The organism is Marinarcus sediminis (SeqCode) (assembly GCF_048571275.1).
Lineage (GTDB): Bacteria > Campylobacterota > Campylobacteria > Campylobacterales > Arcobacteraceae > Marinarcus > Marinarcus sediminis.
This window is the reverse complement of sequence record NZ_CP182357.1, coordinates 2,148,155-2,168,616: the sequence shown is the minus strand read 5'-3', so window position 1 is coordinate 2,168,616 and position 20,462 is coordinate 2,148,155. Positions and strand designations below refer to the sequence as shown.

The following is a 20,462-nucleotide window of genomic DNA, read 5'->3' as shown; positions in this document are numbered from 1 at the left end:
AAATTATTCTCCTATTTTCAATCTAGATTTCAGTTGAGCAAATTTACTTTTGCCAATACCTTCTAAATTTTTCAGTTCTTCTAAACTTGAAAATTTTCCATTTTTTTCTTTAAAATCAAGAATAATCTTTGCAAGTTTAGTACCAATTCCTTTTATTTTATTTAAACTCTCTTTGGTGACACTGTTAATATCCACTCTCATATCATCAATGTGATTATCCCAGGTTTTTAACATCTGTTCATCAATGGATTCAAGCTCTAATAAATCAGAAGCATCTGTAATGATATTTGCTTCAAGATAATCTTTAATATCTATTGCCAATTCATCTTCCATGCCATATAAACTCATCAAATCAGTCAATGTTGCATGGTTAAAATTAATTTTTTTACCATCAAAATGTGCTTCAACTTCACTGTTTTTATTCAAATCATTTTTAATGGGTAAATTTTCTGGTGCAATTGAATCTGGCAGATCATTTTCATTGCTCTGTTCCGATAATTCCATCTCAAAGGCATCATTTTTTTCATTGATATACCATGTTCCATCACATGAGGGTTTATATTTACTGAATCCAATATGTCTCATGGTTCTTAAAAGCGAAGAGTCAATTTTCCCCAACTCTTCCCATGAAAACATTGGAACATGAGGTTTGGGAAATCTGCCTTTAGAAAAATCCCACATCAGATATTGACAAATCCAATCTCTGACATAAGGAAAAGCTGCAAATGCTGTTGCGCACTCTAAAATATAAGGCTTATCGTTTTTTGCATCTATGGCAATATCACAAGCCCAATATTCTGCTTTTGCAGCTTTACTGGCTTTTACTGCAAGTTCTAATGCATTCATAGGAATATTGTTATACGACATTGAGCCCCCTTGTGAAGTATTGGTAATCCACTGTCCTTTTCCAGAAAATCGCCAAAACGCACAAATGGGTTTATGCCCAATAAGCATTACACGAATATCCCCCGAATGTTTTAAATCTATCGCATTTTGAGTATAAATTGGCGTATATTGTTTTTCATCCAACAGCTTTTTTGCTTCAGCAAAATTATTGGCTTTATGCACAAAATAACCACCATAATTTGATGGTCCATAACTTCGTTTGATGATTTGAGGGTAGGTTGCTTTTTTCTCTAAATAGTCATACCCTTTTTTCTTATCATAAAAAATCCTCGTTTTTGGAATAGCAATTTTATATTTTTCACAAAACAGAGTTACATTCTCTTTTGATTTATTTGAAAATTGTGTCTCAAGTGAGGGCACAAATCGTACGTGTGGCAACTCTTTTGCAATTTCAACAAAAGTTTCATACGCAGTTGCCGGGATATTTCCAATTAAAATATCAATTTTTTTTCTTTTTACCTCTTTGATAAATCTTTTTTTATCATTTTTCCAATGGTAAGTTACACTCTCAATTTTGTTCGGCCAGCCCTTAAAGTTTGATTTATCAAAAAATCTCAATACATAATCAAGATATAAAAATCCAAGTTTTGGTAGTTTGCTCATAATATTCCTTTATTATCTATTTTTTTGTTTTTCTGTCGATTAAATCAACGATCAATTCAATTTTTTTATCATTGAAATCAATCCCCAGTTTCTCTTGTTCTGGAGTTGCAAAAGCAGGAATGCCATTGACTTCAAGAACAACATACTTCTCTTTTTTTCTGTCATAAATAATATCTACGCCCGCAATATCTAACCCTGTAACTTTAGCCGCTTTCAGTGCCAATTTAATTACAGTCTCATTTGGCTCTCTTAAAAATACACTTCCACCACTTGTAACATTGGTACGCCAGTCACTTAATGCCGCTTTTCTTCCATAACAACCAACAAATTTTCCATCAACAATATCAACTCTGTAATCGGTGTTATCGTAGTCAATGAATTTTTCAACATAAAAATACCTTAAATTCATTTGATTTAAAAAAGGTATCAGCATATTGAGTGCTTCTTCACTGTCAATTTTTGTTAAACCAACACCACCCCAACCATCGGTTGGTTTATAGACCATTTTATCCCATTTTTTTATAATTGTTTTTAAATGATGGGTATCATCTCGATGACACAACTTATAATCTGCTGTTAAAACACCATGATTTCTGAGTAAAAATGAGGTATGAAACTTATCTTCGGTCAACTCAAAGGCATCAAAATTATTGATCATAGGTATGACTCTGTTGAGTGCTTTATACAGATACATTTGATATTGTGTTTGCTCTCCCGCATTATAGGAAAAAAACAGATCCAATTTGTTTAATTTTAGACCGTTATGAATAATATGCGCATTTTTAACAATGGCTTCTCTTAGGTTAATATTAGGAACAACTTCAATATCACGTTCATTTAACTGTTTAATCAATTTTTCTTGAATTTTATCGCCACCACTGTTTTGATAAAGCCACATACCAATTTTTCTTTTTTCCATAACAGGCTCCTTTTAATTATGTGTTTGATAATGAGTTAATATTTTAGTCATCATCTCAATTCTTTGTTTAAAACTGCTTTTTAATGCTTTCTCATGCAAGGTGTGATCTCCATCTCCAAATGGACCAAATCCATCTAATGTAATCACGCCACAACTTGCTACAATATTGGCATCGCTGACACCGCCTCTTTTTTCTGTTTGAATCTTTAAATTTGTGATTTTTTCAAGTTTTGCAATAAAGTTCGTTTGCGATTCATTGGGTTCCATAACATCTCTTTGAATGCCACCACTCAGAGTTGATTGAGTACCTGCTACATAAGAAGTGCTGACAATTTCATTGAGAGCATTTAAGACTCTTTCTCGTTCATCATTGGTGGTGTACCGTATCTCAATGAGCAACTCACACTTTGGAGAGATGGTGTTTGCCCCAATTCCTCCTGTGATTTTTCCTACATTGACCGTAGTTCCAATATCAATATTGGTCAAAGCCACCAATTTTTGCAATTTATACGACGCTTCTAAATTGGCATCTATCCCTTTTAAATATGATGTTCCCGCATGAGATGCTTTCCCCTCAATAGCAATAGTAAAAGTGCCCACACCTTTACGTCCAGTAACAATCTCAAGGTTTTCACCCGCAGCTTCAAAGACAAAACAGTAATCATAATTGGGAGCCAAAGAGGCTGTGAGGAACTTTGAATCATCGCTTCCCGTCTCTTCATCTGAGACAAGCAGAAAATCAATATTAAAAATTTCGCCTTGTTGTTTATAAATATTTCTCAAAGCTTCCAGCGCTACAATATTTCCGCCTTTCATGTCACATGCACCTGGTCCATAAATCCAAGTTTCATCTTCTGTGACTGTCTCAAAAGTATCAGGTGGGAACACAGTATCATTGTGCCCTAAAAGCAATATTTTAATGCCCTCTTTTTTTTGTGAGGTAAAAAGCAAATGATTGCCCAATAATTCACGAGTGTGAACTGTTTTTTGAAAGTTTAACTTTTCGAGCCAAATTGACATGATTGTGCCAACTTCATCGACACCACTTTTATTTTTTGTGTATGAGTTTATGCTCATTATTGTTTTTAAATCGTTCAGATAGTTCATGTGTTTCCAAATATTAAAATGAGAGAGATATTACTATAAAAAAGTAGCATTTTGGTAACAAAAATAATTTTACAATAAATTATTTAAATAATGGTAACACAATTGAGTAAAAGTAGAAAAAATAAGGTGGCTATTTTTTAGCCACCTTGGAATATATTTTATTTTCGTTTTTGTCCAGCGATGATAAATCTTAAGGCATTCAGTCGGATAAATCCTTCTGCATCTTTTTGATTGTATACGGCATCTGCTTCAAAAGTTGAGTGAGCTTCAGAGTATAATGAGTTGACCGATTCTCGTCCAACAACCATTACATTTCCTTTATAGAGTTTTAATCTGACTGTTCCTTCAACAAATTTTTGTGTTGAATCAATGGCAGCTTGAAGCATTTCTCTTTCAGGTGAGAACCAATACCCTTGGTAGATCAGTTTGGCATATCTTGGCATCATTTCATCTTTTAAATGTGCTGCTTCTCTGTCTAAACAAATTGATTCAATGGCTCTGTGTGCTTTTAATAAAATGGTTCCACCTGGTGTTTCATAACAACCACGTGCTTTCATACCAACATATCGGTTTTCAACAATATCTACTCTTCCAATACCGTGTTTATTTCCATAGTCATTGAGTTTTTTTAATAATGTTGCCGGAGACAACTCTTCACCATTAATAGAAATAGGGTCTCCATTTTTATAGCCAATCGTAATATATTCCGCTTCATCAGGTGCTTTTTCGGGAGCCGTTGTCCATAACCACATTGACTCTTCTGGTTCATTATTTGGATTTTCTAAATGCAATCCCTCATAAGAGATGTGTAAAAGGTTGGCATCCATTGAGTAGGGGCTTACTTTTGGGTTTCCATTTTCATCCATATGTTTTTTAGAGATTTCAATTCCATGTTGTTTTGCATAAGCCAATAAACTCTCTCTTGAGTTTAATTCCCACTCTCTCCAAGGTGCAATTACTGTAATATCAGGTCGTAAACCCAAATACCCTAATTCAAATCTTACTTGATCATTTCCTTTCCCCGTTGCCCCATGAGAAACGGCATCTGCACCCATTTTATTGGCAATTTCAATTTGTTTTTTAGCAATAAGTGGTCGAGCAATTGAAGTACCTAACAGATACTCTCCCTCATAAATTGCATTGGCTCTGAACATTGGGAAAACGTAATCTTTTACAAACTCTTCTTTTATGTCTAAAATAAAAATATTTTCTGGTTTAATGCCACATGATAACGCTTTTTCACGTGCGGGTTCTACCTCTTCCCCTTGTCCTAAATCTGCTGTAAAAGTAATCACTTCAGCGTTGTATTCATCTTGAAGCCACTTTAAAATAATTGAAGTATCTAAACCTCCGCTATAAGCAAGGACTACTTTTTTAACATCTTTTTTGCTCATTGTTTCTCCATTGTTTTATTAATTGTTTCTGTCTTTTAAAGAGGCTTATTTTATCTAAAATTAGCTATAATCTTCTTTATGAGAATAGATAAATTTTTAAATGCTGTAAATATAACAAAAAGAAGAGCTGTTGCTGAGGATATGTGCGAACATCAAGTTGTTTTTATCAATAACAGTTGCGTTAAAAAAGCCAAAGAGGTTAAGGTCGGAGATATTATAGAGATTAAATATCTTGAATACAGTGACAAGTTTGAAGTTTTACAAATACCTACAACCAAATCAACACCAAAATCTAAACAGTTAGATTATGTCAAAAAAATACAATAATTAGGATATATCATGTTTAATAAAACCAAATTAAAATTCGATGATATTTTTGAGCACAGATTACCAGATGATACAGTAAGACAGTATTTGATTAAGCTCTATGAAGAAGGGGAAACAGCAGAAGATATTGCTGCTGCTGCAAGCGCTATGAGAGAACACTTTATTCCTCTCCCAATCCCATACCATTTAAAAGAGAAGTTAATTGATAATTGTGGAACAGGTGGCGATAAAAGCAACAGTTTTAATATCTCCACAACGGTTTCGATTCTTTTGGCTGCGTGTGGATGTATCGTTGCTAAACATGGGAACAGAAGCATCACAAGTAACAGTGGAAGTGCTGACATGCTTGAAGCTTTGGGACTGAATTTGTCATTAACATTGGAACAACAAGCGGAGTTTCTTGAAAAAACGGGTTTTTGTTTTATGTTTGCAGTCAATCATCATCCTGCCATGAAATATATCATGCCCATTCGAAAAAGCATACCCCATCGAACCATTTTTAATATTTTAGGGCCACTTTCAAATCCAGCAACGGTTCATAAACAGTTTATGGGCGTTTTTAATAAAGAGTTTGTACCCAAAGTGGCAAATGCATTGGCACTTTTAGGGACAAAAAGAGCCATGGTAGTCAGTTCAAATGATGGTATGGATGAAATATCAATTTCTGACATTACGTATGCAGCTTTTGTTGATCATGGCACCATTCGAGAGTTTATCATTGACCCAAGAGAGTATGGCATGGATTTTTATGCAAAAAGTGAAGTTGAGGGGGGAACACCTCAAGAGAATGCGCAAACGACCAAAGATATTTTATGTGGAAAAATTAATGGTGCAAAATTGGATATTGTTTTAATCAATGCAGCCGCATCGCTTTTGGTTGATGGAAAAGTCCAAACCACAGATGAGGGAATTGAAATGGCAAGAAATGCCATTAAATCTGGTGCAGCAAAAGAGAAATTAGAAGAGATAATTCAAGTTTCCAACTCATTGGTGTAGGTTTAATTTTGAATAAATCGTTTGAACTTTCACTGAATAATTTGAGCAAACTTACTGCCTATCTTCAAAAAACGATTGCGGGGAAAGATTGTGTAGTATTGTTGCAAGGAGATTTGGCCAGTGGAAAAACAACTTTGGTTCAAGAGTATTTAAAATCACTCAATCTTACAGATGAAGTTACCTCTCCAACTTTTTGTTTACAAAACATTTATGAGGGTGAAATTTATCATTATGATATATACAACAAAACATTGGAAGAGTTCATCTCTTTGGGACTATTAGAAGAGTTTGAAAAAGAGGGTATACACTTTGTAGAATGGGGCGATGAAACACTCGAAGAGCTTTTAAGAAGTTACGGATTTGAAATCTTAATAATAAAAATAGAAAAATTAAATGAGAAAAGGCGATATACAATTTATGCATAAATTAGAAATAAAAGATATTACAAAAAGAATCAAAAAAACTCAAATTTTACATGGAATCAGCCTTGAAGTAAACAGCGGAGAAATTGTTGGGCTTTTAGGTCCCAATGGAGCGGGAAAAACAACCAGTTTTTATACCGTTTGTGGTTTGGTTCAACCCACAAGTGGAGATGTTTTCTTTGATGGTGTTAATATTACTGCACTCCCACTACATAAACGAGCATTAAAAGGAATTGGTTATTTGCCTCAAGAGTCATCTATTTTTAAAGACTTAAGTGTGGAAGATAACTTAATGCTTGCAGCGCAAGTGGTCACAGAAGATAAATTGGAACAACACAAACGTGTTGAGGAGTTGCTCTCTGTTTTTAATATTGAACCCATACGACAAAGAAAAGGTATTTCGTTATCTGGAGGGGAAAGAAGAAGAACTGAAATTGCTCGAGCACTTATCTCTCAACCAAAATTTTTGTTATTAGATGAGCCTTTTGCAGGAGTTGATCCCATTGCTGTTAAAGATATTCAAGAGATTATTCATCAACTCTCAAAAAGAGGGATAGGTATACTCATTACCGATCACAATGTTCGAGAAACACTGCAAATATGTGACCGTGCATATGTAATGAAAAGTGGAAATGTTTTAGCCAGTGGTGATGCAGAAGACATTAAAACTGATGGAAGCGTAAGAGAGCACTATTTGGGAGAAAACTTTACTTTTTAGTCATTAAATTTTAATGACTCTGTTTTTCCCTTGGCTTTTTGCTTTATACAAGGCATTATCGGCTCTTTTTATAAAAGATGTTTCACAATCACTCTCTTGCAGTTGTGCAACACCAAAACTGGCTGTTACAATTTTATTGATATTATCCATGGTAAAAGAAGCCATTGAAGCTCTGATTTTTTCAGCAACAACACATGCATTATCAAGTGCAGTTTCAGGCAATAAAACAATAAACTCTTCTCCACCCCAACGTACAACGGTGTCAGAATCTCTTACAGCAGTAGTTGTGATTTTGGTAATGACTTTTAAGACATAATCTCCCTCTTCATGACCAAAAGTATCATTAATATCTTTAAAATCATCAATATCAAAAATAATAAGAGAAAGAGGGTTAGAATATCTTCGGTTTCTGCGTATCTCTTTTGTAAAAATAGAGTGAAACTTTTGTCGGTTAAAAAGGCCTGTGAGTTGATCGTGATGTGCTTGATACTCTAAAAGATTTGATTTTTGTTTGATTTCTGTAATATCTGTCAAAGATATAACATAATAGAGACCATTATCATCATATTCATGAATATTAATGGTAAAAATTCTGTCTGTATTGTTTTGGTTTTTTATCTTTACAACTCTTTTGAGTTCATGTGTGTTTTGCAAGTGTGTTATCCATGATTCACCACAATCAAGCAGATCATTGCTGAAAAAGTGTTCGTCTTGTTGAAATAGAGTTGAGATACAGTGGTGAGTTCTAAAAAACTCTTCTTTTGAACTGACATTAAAAAAATCCAAAAACGTTTGATTGACATGGTTAATACTCTTCCCATTGCTGACAACAACCATATTGTCTTGGGCATCAAGAATACGTTTAATCTTTTTGATTCCCTCTTCAACTTTATTTTCCAAAGAGAAATTTAACGCTTCAAGTTCTCGTCTTAAAAATATTGGTTCAATGGCTTTAACCATACAATCTAAAAGTTGGTATAAATCTACTGGTTTCATGGCATAGGCATCTACACCAATATCAATGGCTTTTTTCAAAAAATCAGGATCATTGTGCGCAGAAGTAATAACAATGGGTATATTGGGATTAATCTTTTGTATGGCTTCACACATCTCAAGACCACCCATTTTTGGCATGTTAATATCTGTAACAATCAAATCAATTTGCTGATTCTGCTTAAATTTTTCAAGACCATCCAAACCATTTTCAGCAACAACAATATCTTTGACAATTGCTTTAATGGTTTTGGCGGTAAAATTTCTCACATCTTCTTCATCTTCTACGTAAAGAACTTTTATATTTTGTAGTATTTTTTTATTAATCATATATTCTCTTTATCTTTGCAACTGTAGAGTGTGGGCGATTTAAGAGGCGCCGAAAAGTAGTATCCTTGTGAATAATCGGCTCCTAAATCTTTAATGGCATGGTAAATGTCTTTATTCTCAACATACTCTGCAATGGTTTTTAAATTTAAGCTTTTGGCAAAATCGATGATGGTTTTAGTCACCTTATAAGAGTTCTCATCATTGACGATATTTTTAACCAATGAGGCATCAATTTTAAGGTAATCAATATTCATTTTGAGTAGGTGCTCGAAATTAGAATATCCACTGCCAAAGTCATCTATGGCTACTTTACACCCCATGGCTTTAACTTCATTGATAAAATTTGCTAAAATGGTGTAATTTTTAATCCCTTCATCTTCAAGTATTTCAAAAACCACCTTGTTTGATACATCATACAATTTAAACATCTCTTTGATAAAAAGTAAAAAATCTTGATTTTCAATGTCTTCGTATGAGATATTAACACTGAACTCAAAGTCAAGATTTTCAAACTCTTTGAAAGATTTTTGTATTACTGAACGTGTAATTTTGTGGTATTGATTTGATTTTTTTGAAATGTCTAAAAAGAAAAAAGGTGAAATAATGCTCTCTTCGTCAATCATTCTAACCAAACATTCATACTTTTCAACTTTAAGAGTAAGATTATTAACTAAAGGCTGATAATAGACAATAATATTATCTTTTAACAGAGCCGTTTTAAGCTTTTTTGTCCAAATCATATTATTTTTATACTCTTCTAAATTATCCAGTTCATCATAAAAAACCAAATAATCTTTATGATCTTTTTTGGCAGCTTGTAAAGCCAAATCTGCTGTAATGAGTTTGTTATTTTTGGTTGAAAAAGATATTCCGGCGGTTACTCTTGTATCAATTTCATATTGGTCAAAAACAAATACTTTTTTTTCTATTGTGTCAATTGTTTTTCTCACAACATCGGTAAACTCTTCTTTGTTGTTTGAAGTATTAGAGATGCAGTAAATGTCTGCAGGAAATTTATAGAGTTTCATATGAGAATAGGGCTTAATGTAATCAACAATAATCAGTGCCAACTCTTTTAAAATATGATCTCCAGTTTTATGTCCATAAAAATCATTAATCTCTTTGAATGAATTGATATCAATTACGGCCAATGAAACAATCTCTTTTTCATCGTATCGTAAATCATGAATCAGTTTTGTTCTGTTTTCAAGTTTAGTTAAATCATCGGTATATAAAATATTGGTAATTTGTGTTTCGTGTTCAATCTCTTTAGTAACATCACGTAAATAGACCACATAGGTATCATACTCATTTAAATAGGTAGTTTTTACATTATATGTCTGCTCTTTATTTTTATGAGAGAGAAACAGATTGGTATTACTCTCTTTTTGGGAATTTTCAAACCAAGTTGAGTTAATCTCTTTATAGAGATGATTGTTTTTTTTGCTGAACAATTCATTTATCTCTTTGATTTCATCATGTAATTGTTCAATAGATTCAAACTGTAAAAGGGCCAGTAGAAGTTCATTGGCAAAAATAACTTTATTATTTTGAATCAATAAGTTTGGTAAATAAGAGGCATCCATAGCTGCTTTTATAAAATTTTGCAGCTTTAACTCTTTGTTGTGAATCTTCATGTATTGTTTTATTTTTATGCCAACTTCATCACTGTCGATAGGTTTGTTTATGTAGTCCAATACATTAATATATTTGGCAATATTATCGTGTTTGATGTTTTCACTCATATAAATGATGGGCAGATTGCTTTTAAGAACGCGTTCGTGTTGTTTTTTATTCAAAAGAGTGGTTGATAAAAAAATTAAATTGACTGCGTCCAGTTGATTTAAAATCTCTTCATGGTCATTGGATGAAATAATATTTAAATTATCCATGAGTGTATTGAAGCCCTTAAATATCTCTTTACACATATTTAAGTCTTCATTGCAAAACATGACAGTAAATTGCATTCTTTCCCTTTAAACTAATTGTTACATTCTACACTAACGAAATTTAAAAGAAAATTTATCCAAAAATCTTTAAGGCATTTTGTAAATCTTCTTGCGTATCTATACCAAAAGATTTTGACTCAACTTCTACCATAGCAATTTTATTTCCATAATAAATGGCTCTTAATTGTTCAAGCTTTTCTATGTGTTCAATGGGTGCCATTTTTAAAGAGCAAAAAGCATTTAAACTTTTTTTAGTAAAACCATAAATACCTAAATGACCACAATAAGTTGCCTTTTCATAATGATCTCGGTAATAAGGAATTTTACTTCTTGAAAAATAGATGGCATTATCATTGCCATCAAGTAATACTTTAACATGATTGGGATCATCTGCAAGTTGTGAACTGATTTTTTTATGACAACTCACCATCATAATATCTTCACCGTTTTGTTGAATGCTTTTTACTCTATTGATAACACTTTGTACAACTTGTGGTTCAATAAATGGCTCATCACCTTGAACATTAACAATAATTTCATCCTCATTTAAACCTAAAAGATTGACCGCTTCATTGATTCGGTCTGTTCCACTTTGATGACTGCTAGAGGTTAATACTGCTTCAAAACCATGTTTATTGGCCAATTCAACCACCTCTTTTGAATCGGTTGCAATAACTACTTTGTCTAAAGAACTGACCTGTTTCGCTGTTTTGATTACCATGGGTAATCCTAAAATATCAACTAAAATTTTGTTTTCAAATCGACTTGAATTTAATCTTGCTGGAATTATAATCATATGTGTGTCTAACCTTTATTATTTCATTGGAAGTTTAATGATAAATCGTGCACCCGTACTGTGATTGGTTGCTTCTATGGAACCTCCCAAGTGCGTTTCGATAATCATTTTACACGTGTAAAGCCCAAGGCCAACACCATGCTGTAGCTCTTTTGTACTAAAATAGGGCTCAAAAATTTTACCCAGTATTTCCTCTTTAATCCCTTTACCATTATCACTGATTTCAAAATAAATCATTTCATCAAGATAATATTGCTTTAATTTAATCACACCATTTTTAACGCCGTTTCTCAAAATGGCCTCTTTTGAGTTAATCAACATATTGACCAAAATCGTGGTTAATTCATTTTGATAGGTTTCAAAAGAGGGGGTATCTTCCATAATATCTTTGACAAAATCAATGCCAACAGCCTCTCTGTCATTTTTAAACGTCTCAATGGCTTTATTTATAACCGTTTTAGGATCTACAATCTTTTTTACACTTTTCAGATTGATATAGTTCTGAAACTCCTCTATCGTTTGAGATAACTCTCCTGCCGTGTTTTTAATGTTTTCTAAAACAGCAACAACTTTTTCTGGGTTTGGCTCTAAATCCATGGAGTATTCCAGTTCCAATTTTTGTGCTTGAATGGAGATAATATTTAAAGGTTGTCTCCACTCATGCGAGACCATTTGCAGCGTTTCTGCCATGATAGCAAGTTTGGATTGTTGGACTAAAATTTGATCTTTTTGTTTAATTTCATCTTGTGCAACACTGACTTGATTGGTCAAATTTTTCTTTTGTGATGCTAAAATTAACTCATTGGTAATGTCAAACATTAAGGTTGTAAAACCTGTAATATCTCCATATTTATTGTACATGGGTTTTAATCGTATGTTTAGCCAAAAAGGTGAACCATCTTTTTTGATACATTTAAGGTTTCCACTCCACTCATTATTTGTTTTTACTGTTTCCCAGAGTGCATCAATGGTTGCTTGTGAGGTATCTTTATGAAGTAAAATATTTTGGTCTTGCCCCAATAGCTCTTTTTTTGAATAACCACTTAAACTGCTGAATGCAGAACTGACTTTAGTAATAATTCGATTTAAATCGGTGTGTGTTGACATCACATATTTATCTAAAATTTCATCATCAGATATCTGTTTTGTAATATCTTTTGCATTCACAACATAAAATTTTTGATTTAACATTAAAGAGACTGTAATTTGCAAATAGACATTTTTTTTATCTTTTCTTTGACAAACTACTTGTACTTCTGTGGTATATTTATTGGCAATATTTTGTTCTAAAAGTTCTTTAAAATCTTTTTTATAAGAATCATCAAGCATTAAGTCTTCAAAGGTCATTTGTAACAACTCTTCTTTAGGATAACCTAAAATCGGAGAGAACGCATTATTGACATAAATAAACTTGCTGTTTTTATCAATAATTCCAATACCATTCCAGGAATTATTAATTATTTCTCTGAGTTCATTATTACTTTGCTTTAATTTATCGATTTCAGCAGACATTTAAAACCTTATTTTTATCATTTAAGTGAATTTATTATATTATATTTATTCTAAAAGAAGGGATAAAATCAATGTTACAAAATAATGAAAATAATAATAAAACCATAACGGTAATTGATACCTTTGGATTTTTATTCAGAAGTTTTTATGCTCTGCCACCACTGAAATCAAAATCAGGCTTTCCAACTGGTTTATTAACAGGATTTATGAATTTTATATCAAACATAGGAAAAGATTTTCAAACAGACTATATTGTTTTTGCATTGGATTCAAAAGGGGATACCTTTAGAAATGAGTTATACAGTGAATATAAAGCTCACAGACAAGAAGTGCCTCAAGATTTACTGACACAACTTCCTATTGCCATTTCTTGGATTGAAAAAATGGGTTTTAAAACAGCATCACGCGTTGGTTTTGAAGCAGATGATATTGTTGCTTCCATTGCGCACGATGCAAGAGAAAAGGGCTTAATTGTCCGAATTGTCAGTCATGACAAAGATTTATATCAACTCATTGACGACAACAAAATATTTCTTTTTGATCCCATTAAAAAAGAGATTGTCAATGAAGAGAAATGCATTACAAAATATGGAGTTAAACCGATTCAATTTATCGATTACCAAGCTCTCATTGGTGACAGTGCAGATAATATACCTGGTGTAAAAGGCGTAGGCGCTAAAACTGCACAAGCATTGCTTGAACAGTATGAGACCTTAGATAATATTTATGCCAACTTAGAAAATATTGAAAAACCACGATGGGCAAAACTGCTCGATGAAAACAAAGAGATGGCCTATTTGAGTAAAAAGTTAGTAACGTTAAAAACCGATTCGCACTGTATTGAAGTCTTAGAAGAGTTTTTACTCCCACGTGAAAATCCCATTTTGAAAATTGAAAATACACTTTTGGAGTATGATTTAAATAAAATCATTGAACGTGTTCACCAAAATGGCTTAAATTATAAAACCCATATGCCCTCACAAACACAACCTGTCGTTGTTGAAAAAAAAGAGAGTGCATTTGAATCCATTTTGGTTCAAAATGCGGAAGAGATGTTTAAGATAATTGATTCCATATTACCGGATGATATTGTGGCTTTTGATACAGAAACCACCAGTGTTGATGCGAAAAAAGCTTCTATTGTCGGTTTTTCATTCTGTTTTAATGACACCAAAGCCTATTATGTGCCTATTGGACACTTTTATCTGGGAGTAGGAGAACAAATTTCAAAAGAAAATGCCAAAGAGGCAATTTTAAAACTCAATGCCCACAAACTTGTATTGCAAAATTTCAAATACGATTCGCAAATCATAAAACACAATTTTGACATTGAATTGAAGCTTTATGCCGACACCATGATATTGGCTTGGCTTTTAAACAGTGATGAAAAAGTTGGGTTAGATTACTTGGCTGATAAATATTTTTCACACACAATGATTGGCTTTAATGATGTGGTTAAAAAAGGTGAAAATTTTTCCAACGTTGATTTAGAAAAAGCATCTCAATATGCAGCTGAAGATGCATATATGACCTATAAACTCTACTATAAATTGCTTGATGAATTCAAAAAAAATGGTTGTGAACATTTGTTAGAGATTGCCAAAAATGTTGAGTTTGATTTTATTCATGTATTAACATATATGCAAGAAAATGGTATTAAAGTCAATACTGCGTTATTTAAAGAACTCAAAGAGTCTAACATTAAATATCTTCAAAACCTAACCTCAAAAATTTATGAAGAAGCAGGAAGTGAGTTTAATATTAACTCCACCAAACAGCTGGGGGTAATTTTATTTGAACATTTAAATCTACCTCCAACAAAAAAGACCAAAACGGGTTACAGTACCAACGAAGCTGTTTTAAGCAAATTGGTTGATAAACATCCGCTTATCCCACTGCTTTTAGAGTACAGAGAAGCGTATAAACTTCAATCAACATACATTGAACCACTTTTAGAATTGGCGCTAAAAGACAAAGAGAATAAGATATACACCTCTTTTTTACAAACAGGAACCGCCACAGGAAGATTGAGCAGTAAAAACCCCAATTTACAAAATATTCCCGTTAAAAGTGAAGCAGGAAAAGCGATCAGAAATGGCTTTATTGCCAGTGAAAATAAAATTTTAATCGGTATTGATTACTCTCAAATTGAGCTAAGATTATTGGCTCACTTTTCCAAAGATAAAGCATTGGTTGAGGCTTTTCAAAAGGGTCTTGATATTCACATGCAAACAGCCATAAAAATATTTGGTGAAGAGGAAGCTGCTTCTAAAAGAAATATAGCAAAATCAATTAACTTTGGATTGCTTTATGGAATGGGAAGTAAAAAATTAGGAGAAACCTTAGGCATTGCATCAACTGAAGCAAAAAAGTATATAGAGTCATATTTTGAAGCCTTTTCAAGTGTTAAAGAGTACTTAAAGTCCATAGAGGATTTTGCATTAGAACATGGTTTTGTCGAGACTTTGCTTAAAAGACGAAGAAATTTTGATTTTAACAGTGCAGGGGGAATGCAAAGAGCTATGTATTTAAGGGAAGCTGTCAATACTTTGTTTCAAGGAAGTGCGGCTGATTTAATCAAACTTTCTATGATTGAAATTTATAAAAAGTATAAAGACAACAGTGACTTAAAAATGCTTTTACAAATACATGATGAACTTATTTTTGAAGCGACTGAATCAAAAGCCGATGAATTTGCTCAAGATTTAAAAAATATCATGATAAATGTCTATAAATTGGGCATTCCATTGGAAGTCAGCCTCTCCTTATCTAAAAGTTGGGGAACCTTAAAATAATTATTTTTTTCCAATAAAAAATTATTTTCCTTTGACAAATGAAATTATTTTTGCTAATATAACGCCAGATATTACATTAAGAGAGTAAACAATGCTTAAATCAGTCAAAAATATCAGAAAATTAAATAATGCCAAAATGTTATTCCTCAGTAATGACAGGGAAATTAAAACAACAATAGAGTCAGAATTTGATGAATATTTTAAAGAGATAAAAATTATAACCAATGCAAGTAATGCCTTAACTATTTTGAAAGAGAACAAATTTGATATTCTTTTAATTGACACTTCTATGGACAATAAAACACTCCAAGAATTTTGTGAAATGCTCCTTGAAAGTAAATTGTCAATTCCTAAAATTGTTATCACTTCAGATGATAATGATGAAAATATTGTCACTGCAATTAACTGCAGTGCCTATACCATTTTATCAAAACCATTAAAACCAAAAGATTTAAAACTCGCAACAATCATGTGTTTAAATCAAACCAAAAGAAGCGATAAATTGGAGTTTCAAGATGGCATGTATTATGACGAATACCGAGATCAATTCTATAAAGAGGGCGGGTATCTCATTGAATTTACAAAATTAGAGAAAGCATTTTTAAAACTCCTAATCAGCAGAAAAGATGAAATTACAAATTATGATTTAATTAAAGAAGTGGTATGGAAAGGTAAAGATATGTCTATCTTTACAATGAGGAATATTGTCAATAAAATCAGACAAAAAACATATTATGATATTATCAAGAATAAGTCCAATAAAGGATATATCATCGATTATATTAAAAAATAAAAGTCATTTTAAGGTGATGTCATGGAAGAAATAGTTGTTTCTAAAGAGGAACTTATATTAATGTTTGAAGAAGAGAGAATTATTGATTCTGGATCAGGATGGATAATGAATGATAATGAAGTTGAAATCATTGCTCTTCATGACGTTGACCCAAAATTTCTACAAGATATTACAAATGCAAAATTTTATAAAATAATAGTTAAAGGTAAAAAATAATGTCACACTGTCCCTTCTGTAAGAAAAAAATAGCAATGAGCAAAGCATTTTGTTCAAGAAATTGTAAAGAAAATTATTTTCAATTAATAGCAATTCAAGTACCAAAGCCATTTTTGAAAAGAATTTTTGTTTTTTGCACACAGGAACAAAGAGATGCTGAGATTGAAAATTTTGCACACAGACATGGATGGAGGCTTGATCTTTTAAGAAATAAAATAGATGAATTAGCAATCGATCATGGGTATGTTAATACAAGCCTATAGACTCAATGGAAGAACTCAACTCAGATATCTCTATATTGGAGCAATCAACACTACTTTATGTTGAGAATGACAAAACAACCAACAGCAAAAATCTTGAATTATTTAAAAAGAAATTTAAAGAGGTCATTGTAGCCTACGATGGTAATGAGGCATTAAATTTTTATAAAAAAAGAAAAAATGAGATTGATTTAATCTTAACAACTATCTCTATGCCCAATGGAAGTGGCATAGAGTTAATGAAAAACATTCGTGAACTCAACGATTGGGATACCCCAATACTGGTCTCAACTGAACTCTCTGAAAACTCTATACTTTTGGCTGAAGCCATAAAATTTAAAGTTGCCAATATTATTTTAAAACCTCTTCAAGAGGGCACTTTTTTAAAAATTATAAAGGATATATTGTCTGAAAAACAAAAAGAGCATATCATTGAAGTACAAAAAAATGAGTTGGAACAATTCAAATATGTTTTAGACAAATTAAATATGGTTTCAGAGACCGATTTAGAAGGAAAGATTACCTATGTCAATCAAAGATTTTGTGATATAACCGGTTACACAAAAGAGGAACTCATTGGGAAAAAACACAATATTGTACGACATCCCGATACCAGCGATGACCTTTATAAAAAAATGTGGGAAAATTTAAGTGAAGGTAAAAATTGGCTGGGTAAAATTAAAAACAGAGCCAAAGATGGTTCAACATATCACATAAAAATAATTATTATTCCTCTTTTAAATGATAAGGGGCATATAGAAAAATATATGGGCAGTGCTTTTCTTATTACAGATATTGAAGAGGAGAAACAAAATTTAAAAAAATTTATTCTTTCTCAAAAACTTGATCAAATGAATACTCGAAAAGCAACTCAAGAAGAAATTAACAACAGAGCAAGAGAGCTTGTTTTAAAAGCCAAACAAGATGCCGTTGAAAAAGAAGAAAAATTTGTCAAATATCTCAGAGAACTGGAAGAAGAGTTAAAACGTTTACGCATTATACGAGAGAGAGATAAAAAACAAATTGCATTCTTAGAGAAAGAGTATAAAGAGTATATAGATACCACCGATACGGAAAAAAGAATTTTTCAAGAAAAAATGGAAAAAACAATATTGGCGGGTAGACAATCTTATGATAAATTTAATTTTCTAAAGAAAAAAAATGATGCCTTAGCATTAAAACTGAAAAAATCGCAAGAGGGCATTACTACACTACAAGCGTATGTTGATGAATACAGGGCAAAAATAGAAAACCTTCAAGATGTCATAAAAATGCACGAAAAAACAATAACAGAACTAAAAGAGGGAAAACACTGAATCTCTTAATGAGATTGAGTGCGTTTGATGTAAATAAGTGCAAAAAGCGTAACTAAAATAGAGATAAATGAGATGAGCATTCCCATTGTAAGCCAATTTGAGTAAATGAATCCCAACTGGATATCGGGTTCTCTGAAAAACTCTGCGATAATTCGGGCTATTGAGTATAAAAAACCATACATAATGGCCAACTCTCCATTAAAACTTTTTCTGGTTCTGTAAACATAAAGAATGATAAAAACAATTAACCCTTCAAGTATGGCTTCATAGAGTTGCGAAGGGTGTCTTAATACTCCATTGACATCAATTGCCCAAGAAACATCAGTAATGCGTCCCACAAGCTCTTGGTTAAAGAAGTTACCAATACGTCCCAAAATGTATCCAGCACTGATACCCAATACAGCAATGTCTGCTAAAAACCAAAAAGAGAGTTTGTTTTTTCTACAAAACAGATAAGAAGCGAGGATAAAGCCAAAAAAAGCTCCATGATAACTCATGCCTGAAATTCCAGCATACACGCCATTGATATAAGGATTAAATATTTGCCAAGGGTGGGTGAGGTAATAACTTGTATGGGTATCATAAAAAAGAACATAACCTATTCGAGCACCTAAAATTACACCAATTTCAGCCCACCAAACATAACTGTCAAATTGTTCATTTTTTATGGGCAACTTATCTTTTTTTATAATCCATTTTGCCACAAAAATTGCACTTAAAAGCGCTGAGGCATACATGATTCCATACCAATGCACAGCAATAGAACCCAAATGAAAGGCTATTGGGTTAAAATGTTCATAAATATGTTGCCAAAACTCCATTAACTCTCCAAAGCTTGTGCAATCAGTTCAATAGGGTTTTTAAAGATAACATCATCCACTTTGGCTTGATAAAGAGAGTTGGTAATTTGCATTCTGCATGCACTGCACTCAGCACTTACAATATTGGCCTTGGTCTCTTTTATCATAGCAGCTTTAGGAGCACCAGCTGCTTTAGCAAAACTGTATTTTTCTGTTTGCATGGTTACGCCGCCAAAACCACAACATCTGTTTGGATCACTCATCTCTTGAATTTTATAATTTTGAGACAACAATGCACGAGGCTCTTTATGAATGCCTTGCATCTTTTTAGCATGACAAGGGTCATGATAGGTTACTAAGTCATTAACATTTTGACCTTTTGAAGCCAATAAAGCTTTTAACTTGGTATTTTTTTCCAACCATTGAGTTGCCATTTTAACTTTAGGAGCAATCTTTTCGGCTCTTTTTTTCCAATTGGGTTGGTCGTGTAAAAAATGAACCCAATCAATATTAATCATTGCACTGCAGGTTGCTTCAGGAATAATAATAGCATCAACATCATCTATGAATGTTTCAAAATATTTAATATTGGCTTTAATTAAATAATCGACTGTGTCAAAATCACCTGTAAAATAAGCAGGTGCACCACAACAAACTTGCTTTTTAGGAATAATGGTATCAATCTCTAATGTTTTTAAAATTTTAACCAAAGCATCGCCAATAGCGGTAAAGGCATAGTTTCCCATACATCCAATAAAAATGGCAACTTTTTTCTCTTGAGTCTGTTCTTTTGGAGCAAATTTAAGATTTTCTGGATATTTGTTTAAAAAAGAGATGGCATCTGCGTAGGGCAATGCTCTGTCTTTTTTAACAATAGGCAGTGAGAATCGTGGTGTTGCACTTTGATTTTCACTGTTTATTTTTAAACCACATGTTTGAAATACATATCCCAATCGAGACATTAAATCCATGATTTTACGGTGTCTTAATAAGAAAAAGAAGAGTTTTTTATACCAAGAAATACCAAACTTTTTGGCAATATCTGCACGAACTTGCTCAATCACCATATCTGTTGGCAAATCATTGGGGCAAGCTTCCACGCAATTGGTGCATAAAAAACAGCTTTCAAAGATCTCTTTGGCATTCATATCTAAATCCAATTCATCTCTCTTATAAGCACCCAACAAATCAATAAATCCTCTGGGACTGGTTGTTTCATCTTGATTAATATTAAAAATGGTACATACAGGTTTGCATTTACCACACTTTACACAATCATCGCTGATTGCCGTATAATTAAATTTTTCCAT

19 protein-coding genes are annotated in these 20,462 nt (G+C 32.5%); 9 read left to right on the top strand and 10 right to left on the bottom strand.

Annotation, left to right across the window (positions count from 1 at the left end; genetic code table 11):
• Positions 1–3: 3 nt before the first annotated feature.
• The 4 genes from ACNI3C_RS10970 to ACNI3C_RS10955 all read right to left on the bottom strand — a co-directional run bounded on the left by ACNI3C_RS10970 (position 4) and on the right by ACNI3C_RS10955 (position 4,929).
• Complete coding sequence (locus tag ACNI3C_RS10970) at positions 4–1,509, bottom strand: helix-hairpin-helix domain-containing protein (protein WP_419769843.1); 1,506 nt, start codon at positions 1,507–1,509, stop codon at positions 4–6.
• Positions 1,510–1,525: 16 nt separating this feature from the next.
• Positions 1,526–2,428: an ATP-grasp domain-containing protein gene (locus ACNI3C_RS10965; protein ID WP_419769842.1), complete on the bottom strand. Its 903-nt coding sequence runs from the start codon at positions 2,426–2,428 to the stop codon at positions 1,526–1,528.
• A gap of 12 nt (positions 2,429–2,440) precedes the next feature.
• The gene (locus ACNI3C_RS10960) at positions 2,441–3,535 is read right to left on the bottom strand and encodes a M20 family metallopeptidase (RefSeq protein WP_419769841.1); all 1,095 of its coding nucleotides are present in this window, start codon (positions 3,533–3,535) and stop codon (positions 2,441–2,443) included.
• Positions 3,536–3,693: 158 nt separating this feature from the next.
• On the bottom strand, positions 3,694–4,929 hold the full coding sequence (locus ACNI3C_RS10955) for an argininosuccinate synthase (protein WP_419769840.1): 1,236 nt from the start codon (positions 4,927–4,929) through the stop codon (positions 3,694–3,696).
• Positions 4,930–5,007: 78 nt separating this feature from the next.
• On the opposite strand from ACNI3C_RS10955, the gene ACNI3C_RS10950 reads away from it, so the two are divergent.
• From ACNI3C_RS10950 to lptB, 4 genes are read left to right on the top strand one after another with little or no spacing between them, the layout of a single operon-like run.
• A complete protein-coding gene (locus tag ACNI3C_RS10950) occupies positions 5,008–5,256 on the top strand; it encodes a S4 domain-containing protein (protein WP_419769839.1) in 249 nt (82 codons plus the stop codon).
• A 12-nt stretch (positions 5,257–5,268) separates the two neighbouring features.
• Entirely contained in the window at positions 5,269–6,252 is a 984-nt protein-coding gene (gene trpD / locus ACNI3C_RS10945) for an anthranilate phosphoribosyltransferase (protein ID WP_419769838.1), read from the top strand.
• Between the two features lie 8 nt (positions 6,253–6,260).
• Entirely contained in the window at positions 6,261–6,677 is a 417-nt protein-coding gene (gene tsaE, locus ACNI3C_RS10940) for a tRNA (adenosine(37)-N6)-threonylcarbamoyltransferase complex ATPase subunit type 1 TsaE (RefSeq protein ID WP_419769837.1), read from the top strand.
• Positions 6,646–7,392, top strand: coding sequence for an LPS export ABC transporter ATP-binding protein (lptB, locus tag ACNI3C_RS10935; RefSeq protein ID WP_419769836.1), 747 nt, complete (start codon positions 6,646–6,648; stop codon positions 7,390–7,392). Before tsaE ends, lptB begins: the two co-directional genes overlap by 32 nt.
• A gap of 3 nt (positions 7,393–7,395) precedes the next feature.
• On the opposite strand, the gene ACNI3C_RS10930 is transcribed toward lptB, so the two are convergent.
• From ACNI3C_RS10930 to ACNI3C_RS10915, 4 genes are read right to left on the bottom strand one after another with little or no spacing between them, the layout of a single operon-like run.
• Complete coding sequence (locus tag ACNI3C_RS10930; protein ID WP_419769835.1) at positions 7,396–8,715, bottom strand: GGDEF domain-containing response regulator; 1,320 nt, start codon at positions 8,713–8,715, stop codon at positions 7,396–7,398.
• Complete coding sequence (locus tag ACNI3C_RS10925; RefSeq protein WP_419769834.1) at positions 8,712–10,682, bottom strand: EAL domain-containing protein; 1,971 nt, start codon at positions 10,680–10,682, stop codon at positions 8,712–8,714. The genes ACNI3C_RS10930 and ACNI3C_RS10925 overlap by 4 nt, the downstream gene beginning before the upstream one ends.
• A 55-nt stretch (positions 10,683–10,737) precedes the next feature.
• A complete protein-coding gene (gene kdsB, locus ACNI3C_RS10920; protein ID WP_419769833.1) occupies positions 10,738–11,460 on the bottom strand; it encodes a 3-deoxy-manno-octulosonate cytidylyltransferase in 723 nt (240 codons plus the stop codon).
• Between the two features lie 18 nt (positions 11,461–11,478).
• On the bottom strand, positions 11,479–12,972 hold the full coding sequence (locus ACNI3C_RS10915; RefSeq protein ID WP_419769832.1) for a PAS domain-containing sensor histidine kinase: 1,494 nt from the start codon (positions 12,970–12,972) through the stop codon (positions 11,479–11,481).
• Positions 12,973–13,043: 71 nt separating this feature from the next.
• Between ACNI3C_RS10915 and polA the strand changes: the two genes are divergently transcribed.
• From polA to ACNI3C_RS10890, 5 genes are all read left to right on the top strand, one after another.
• On the top strand, positions 13,044–15,767 hold the full coding sequence (gene polA / locus ACNI3C_RS10910) for a DNA polymerase I (protein WP_419769831.1): 2,724 nt from the start codon (positions 13,044–13,046) through the stop codon (positions 15,765–15,767).
• A gap of 91 nt (positions 15,768–15,858) precedes the next feature.
• Positions 15,859–16,560 carry a response regulator transcription factor gene (locus ACNI3C_RS10905; RefSeq protein ID WP_419769830.1) on the top strand — a complete coding sequence of 234 codons (702 nt, stop codon included), beginning with the start codon at positions 15,859–15,861 and terminating at the stop codon, positions 16,558–16,560.
• A gap of 21 nt (positions 16,561–16,581) precedes the next feature.
• A complete protein-coding gene (locus ACNI3C_RS10900) occupies positions 16,582–16,776 on the top strand; it encodes a hypothetical protein (RefSeq protein WP_419769829.1) in 195 nt (64 codons plus the stop codon).
• A gap of 35 nt (positions 16,777–16,811) precedes the next feature.
• Positions 16,812–17,039: a hypothetical protein gene (locus ACNI3C_RS10895; protein WP_419769828.1), complete on the top strand. Its 228-nt coding sequence runs from the start codon at positions 16,812–16,814 to the stop codon at positions 17,037–17,039.
• 5 nt (positions 17,040–17,044) lie between these two features.
• Positions 17,045–18,352: a response regulator gene (locus ACNI3C_RS10890; RefSeq protein ID WP_419769827.1), complete on the top strand. Its 1,308-nt coding sequence runs from the start codon at positions 17,045–17,047 to the stop codon at positions 18,350–18,352.
• 5 nt (positions 18,353–18,357) lie between these two features.
• Here the strand turns inward: ACNI3C_RS10890 and lgt are convergent, their stop codons facing one another.
• Together lgt and ACNI3C_RS10880 are read right to left on the bottom strand one after the other, a co-directional pair.
• Positions 18,358–19,173, bottom strand: a complete 816-nt coding sequence (lgt, locus tag ACNI3C_RS10885) for a prolipoprotein diacylglyceryl transferase (RefSeq protein ID WP_419769826.1) — start codon at positions 19,171–19,173, stop codon at positions 18,358–18,360.
• Positions 19,173–20,462 carry a (Fe-S)-binding protein gene (locus tag ACNI3C_RS10880; protein WP_419769825.1) on the bottom strand — a complete coding sequence of 430 codons (1,290 nt, stop codon included), beginning with the start codon at positions 20,460–20,462 and terminating at the stop codon, positions 19,173–19,175. Before ACNI3C_RS10880 ends, lgt begins: the two co-directional genes overlap by 1 nt.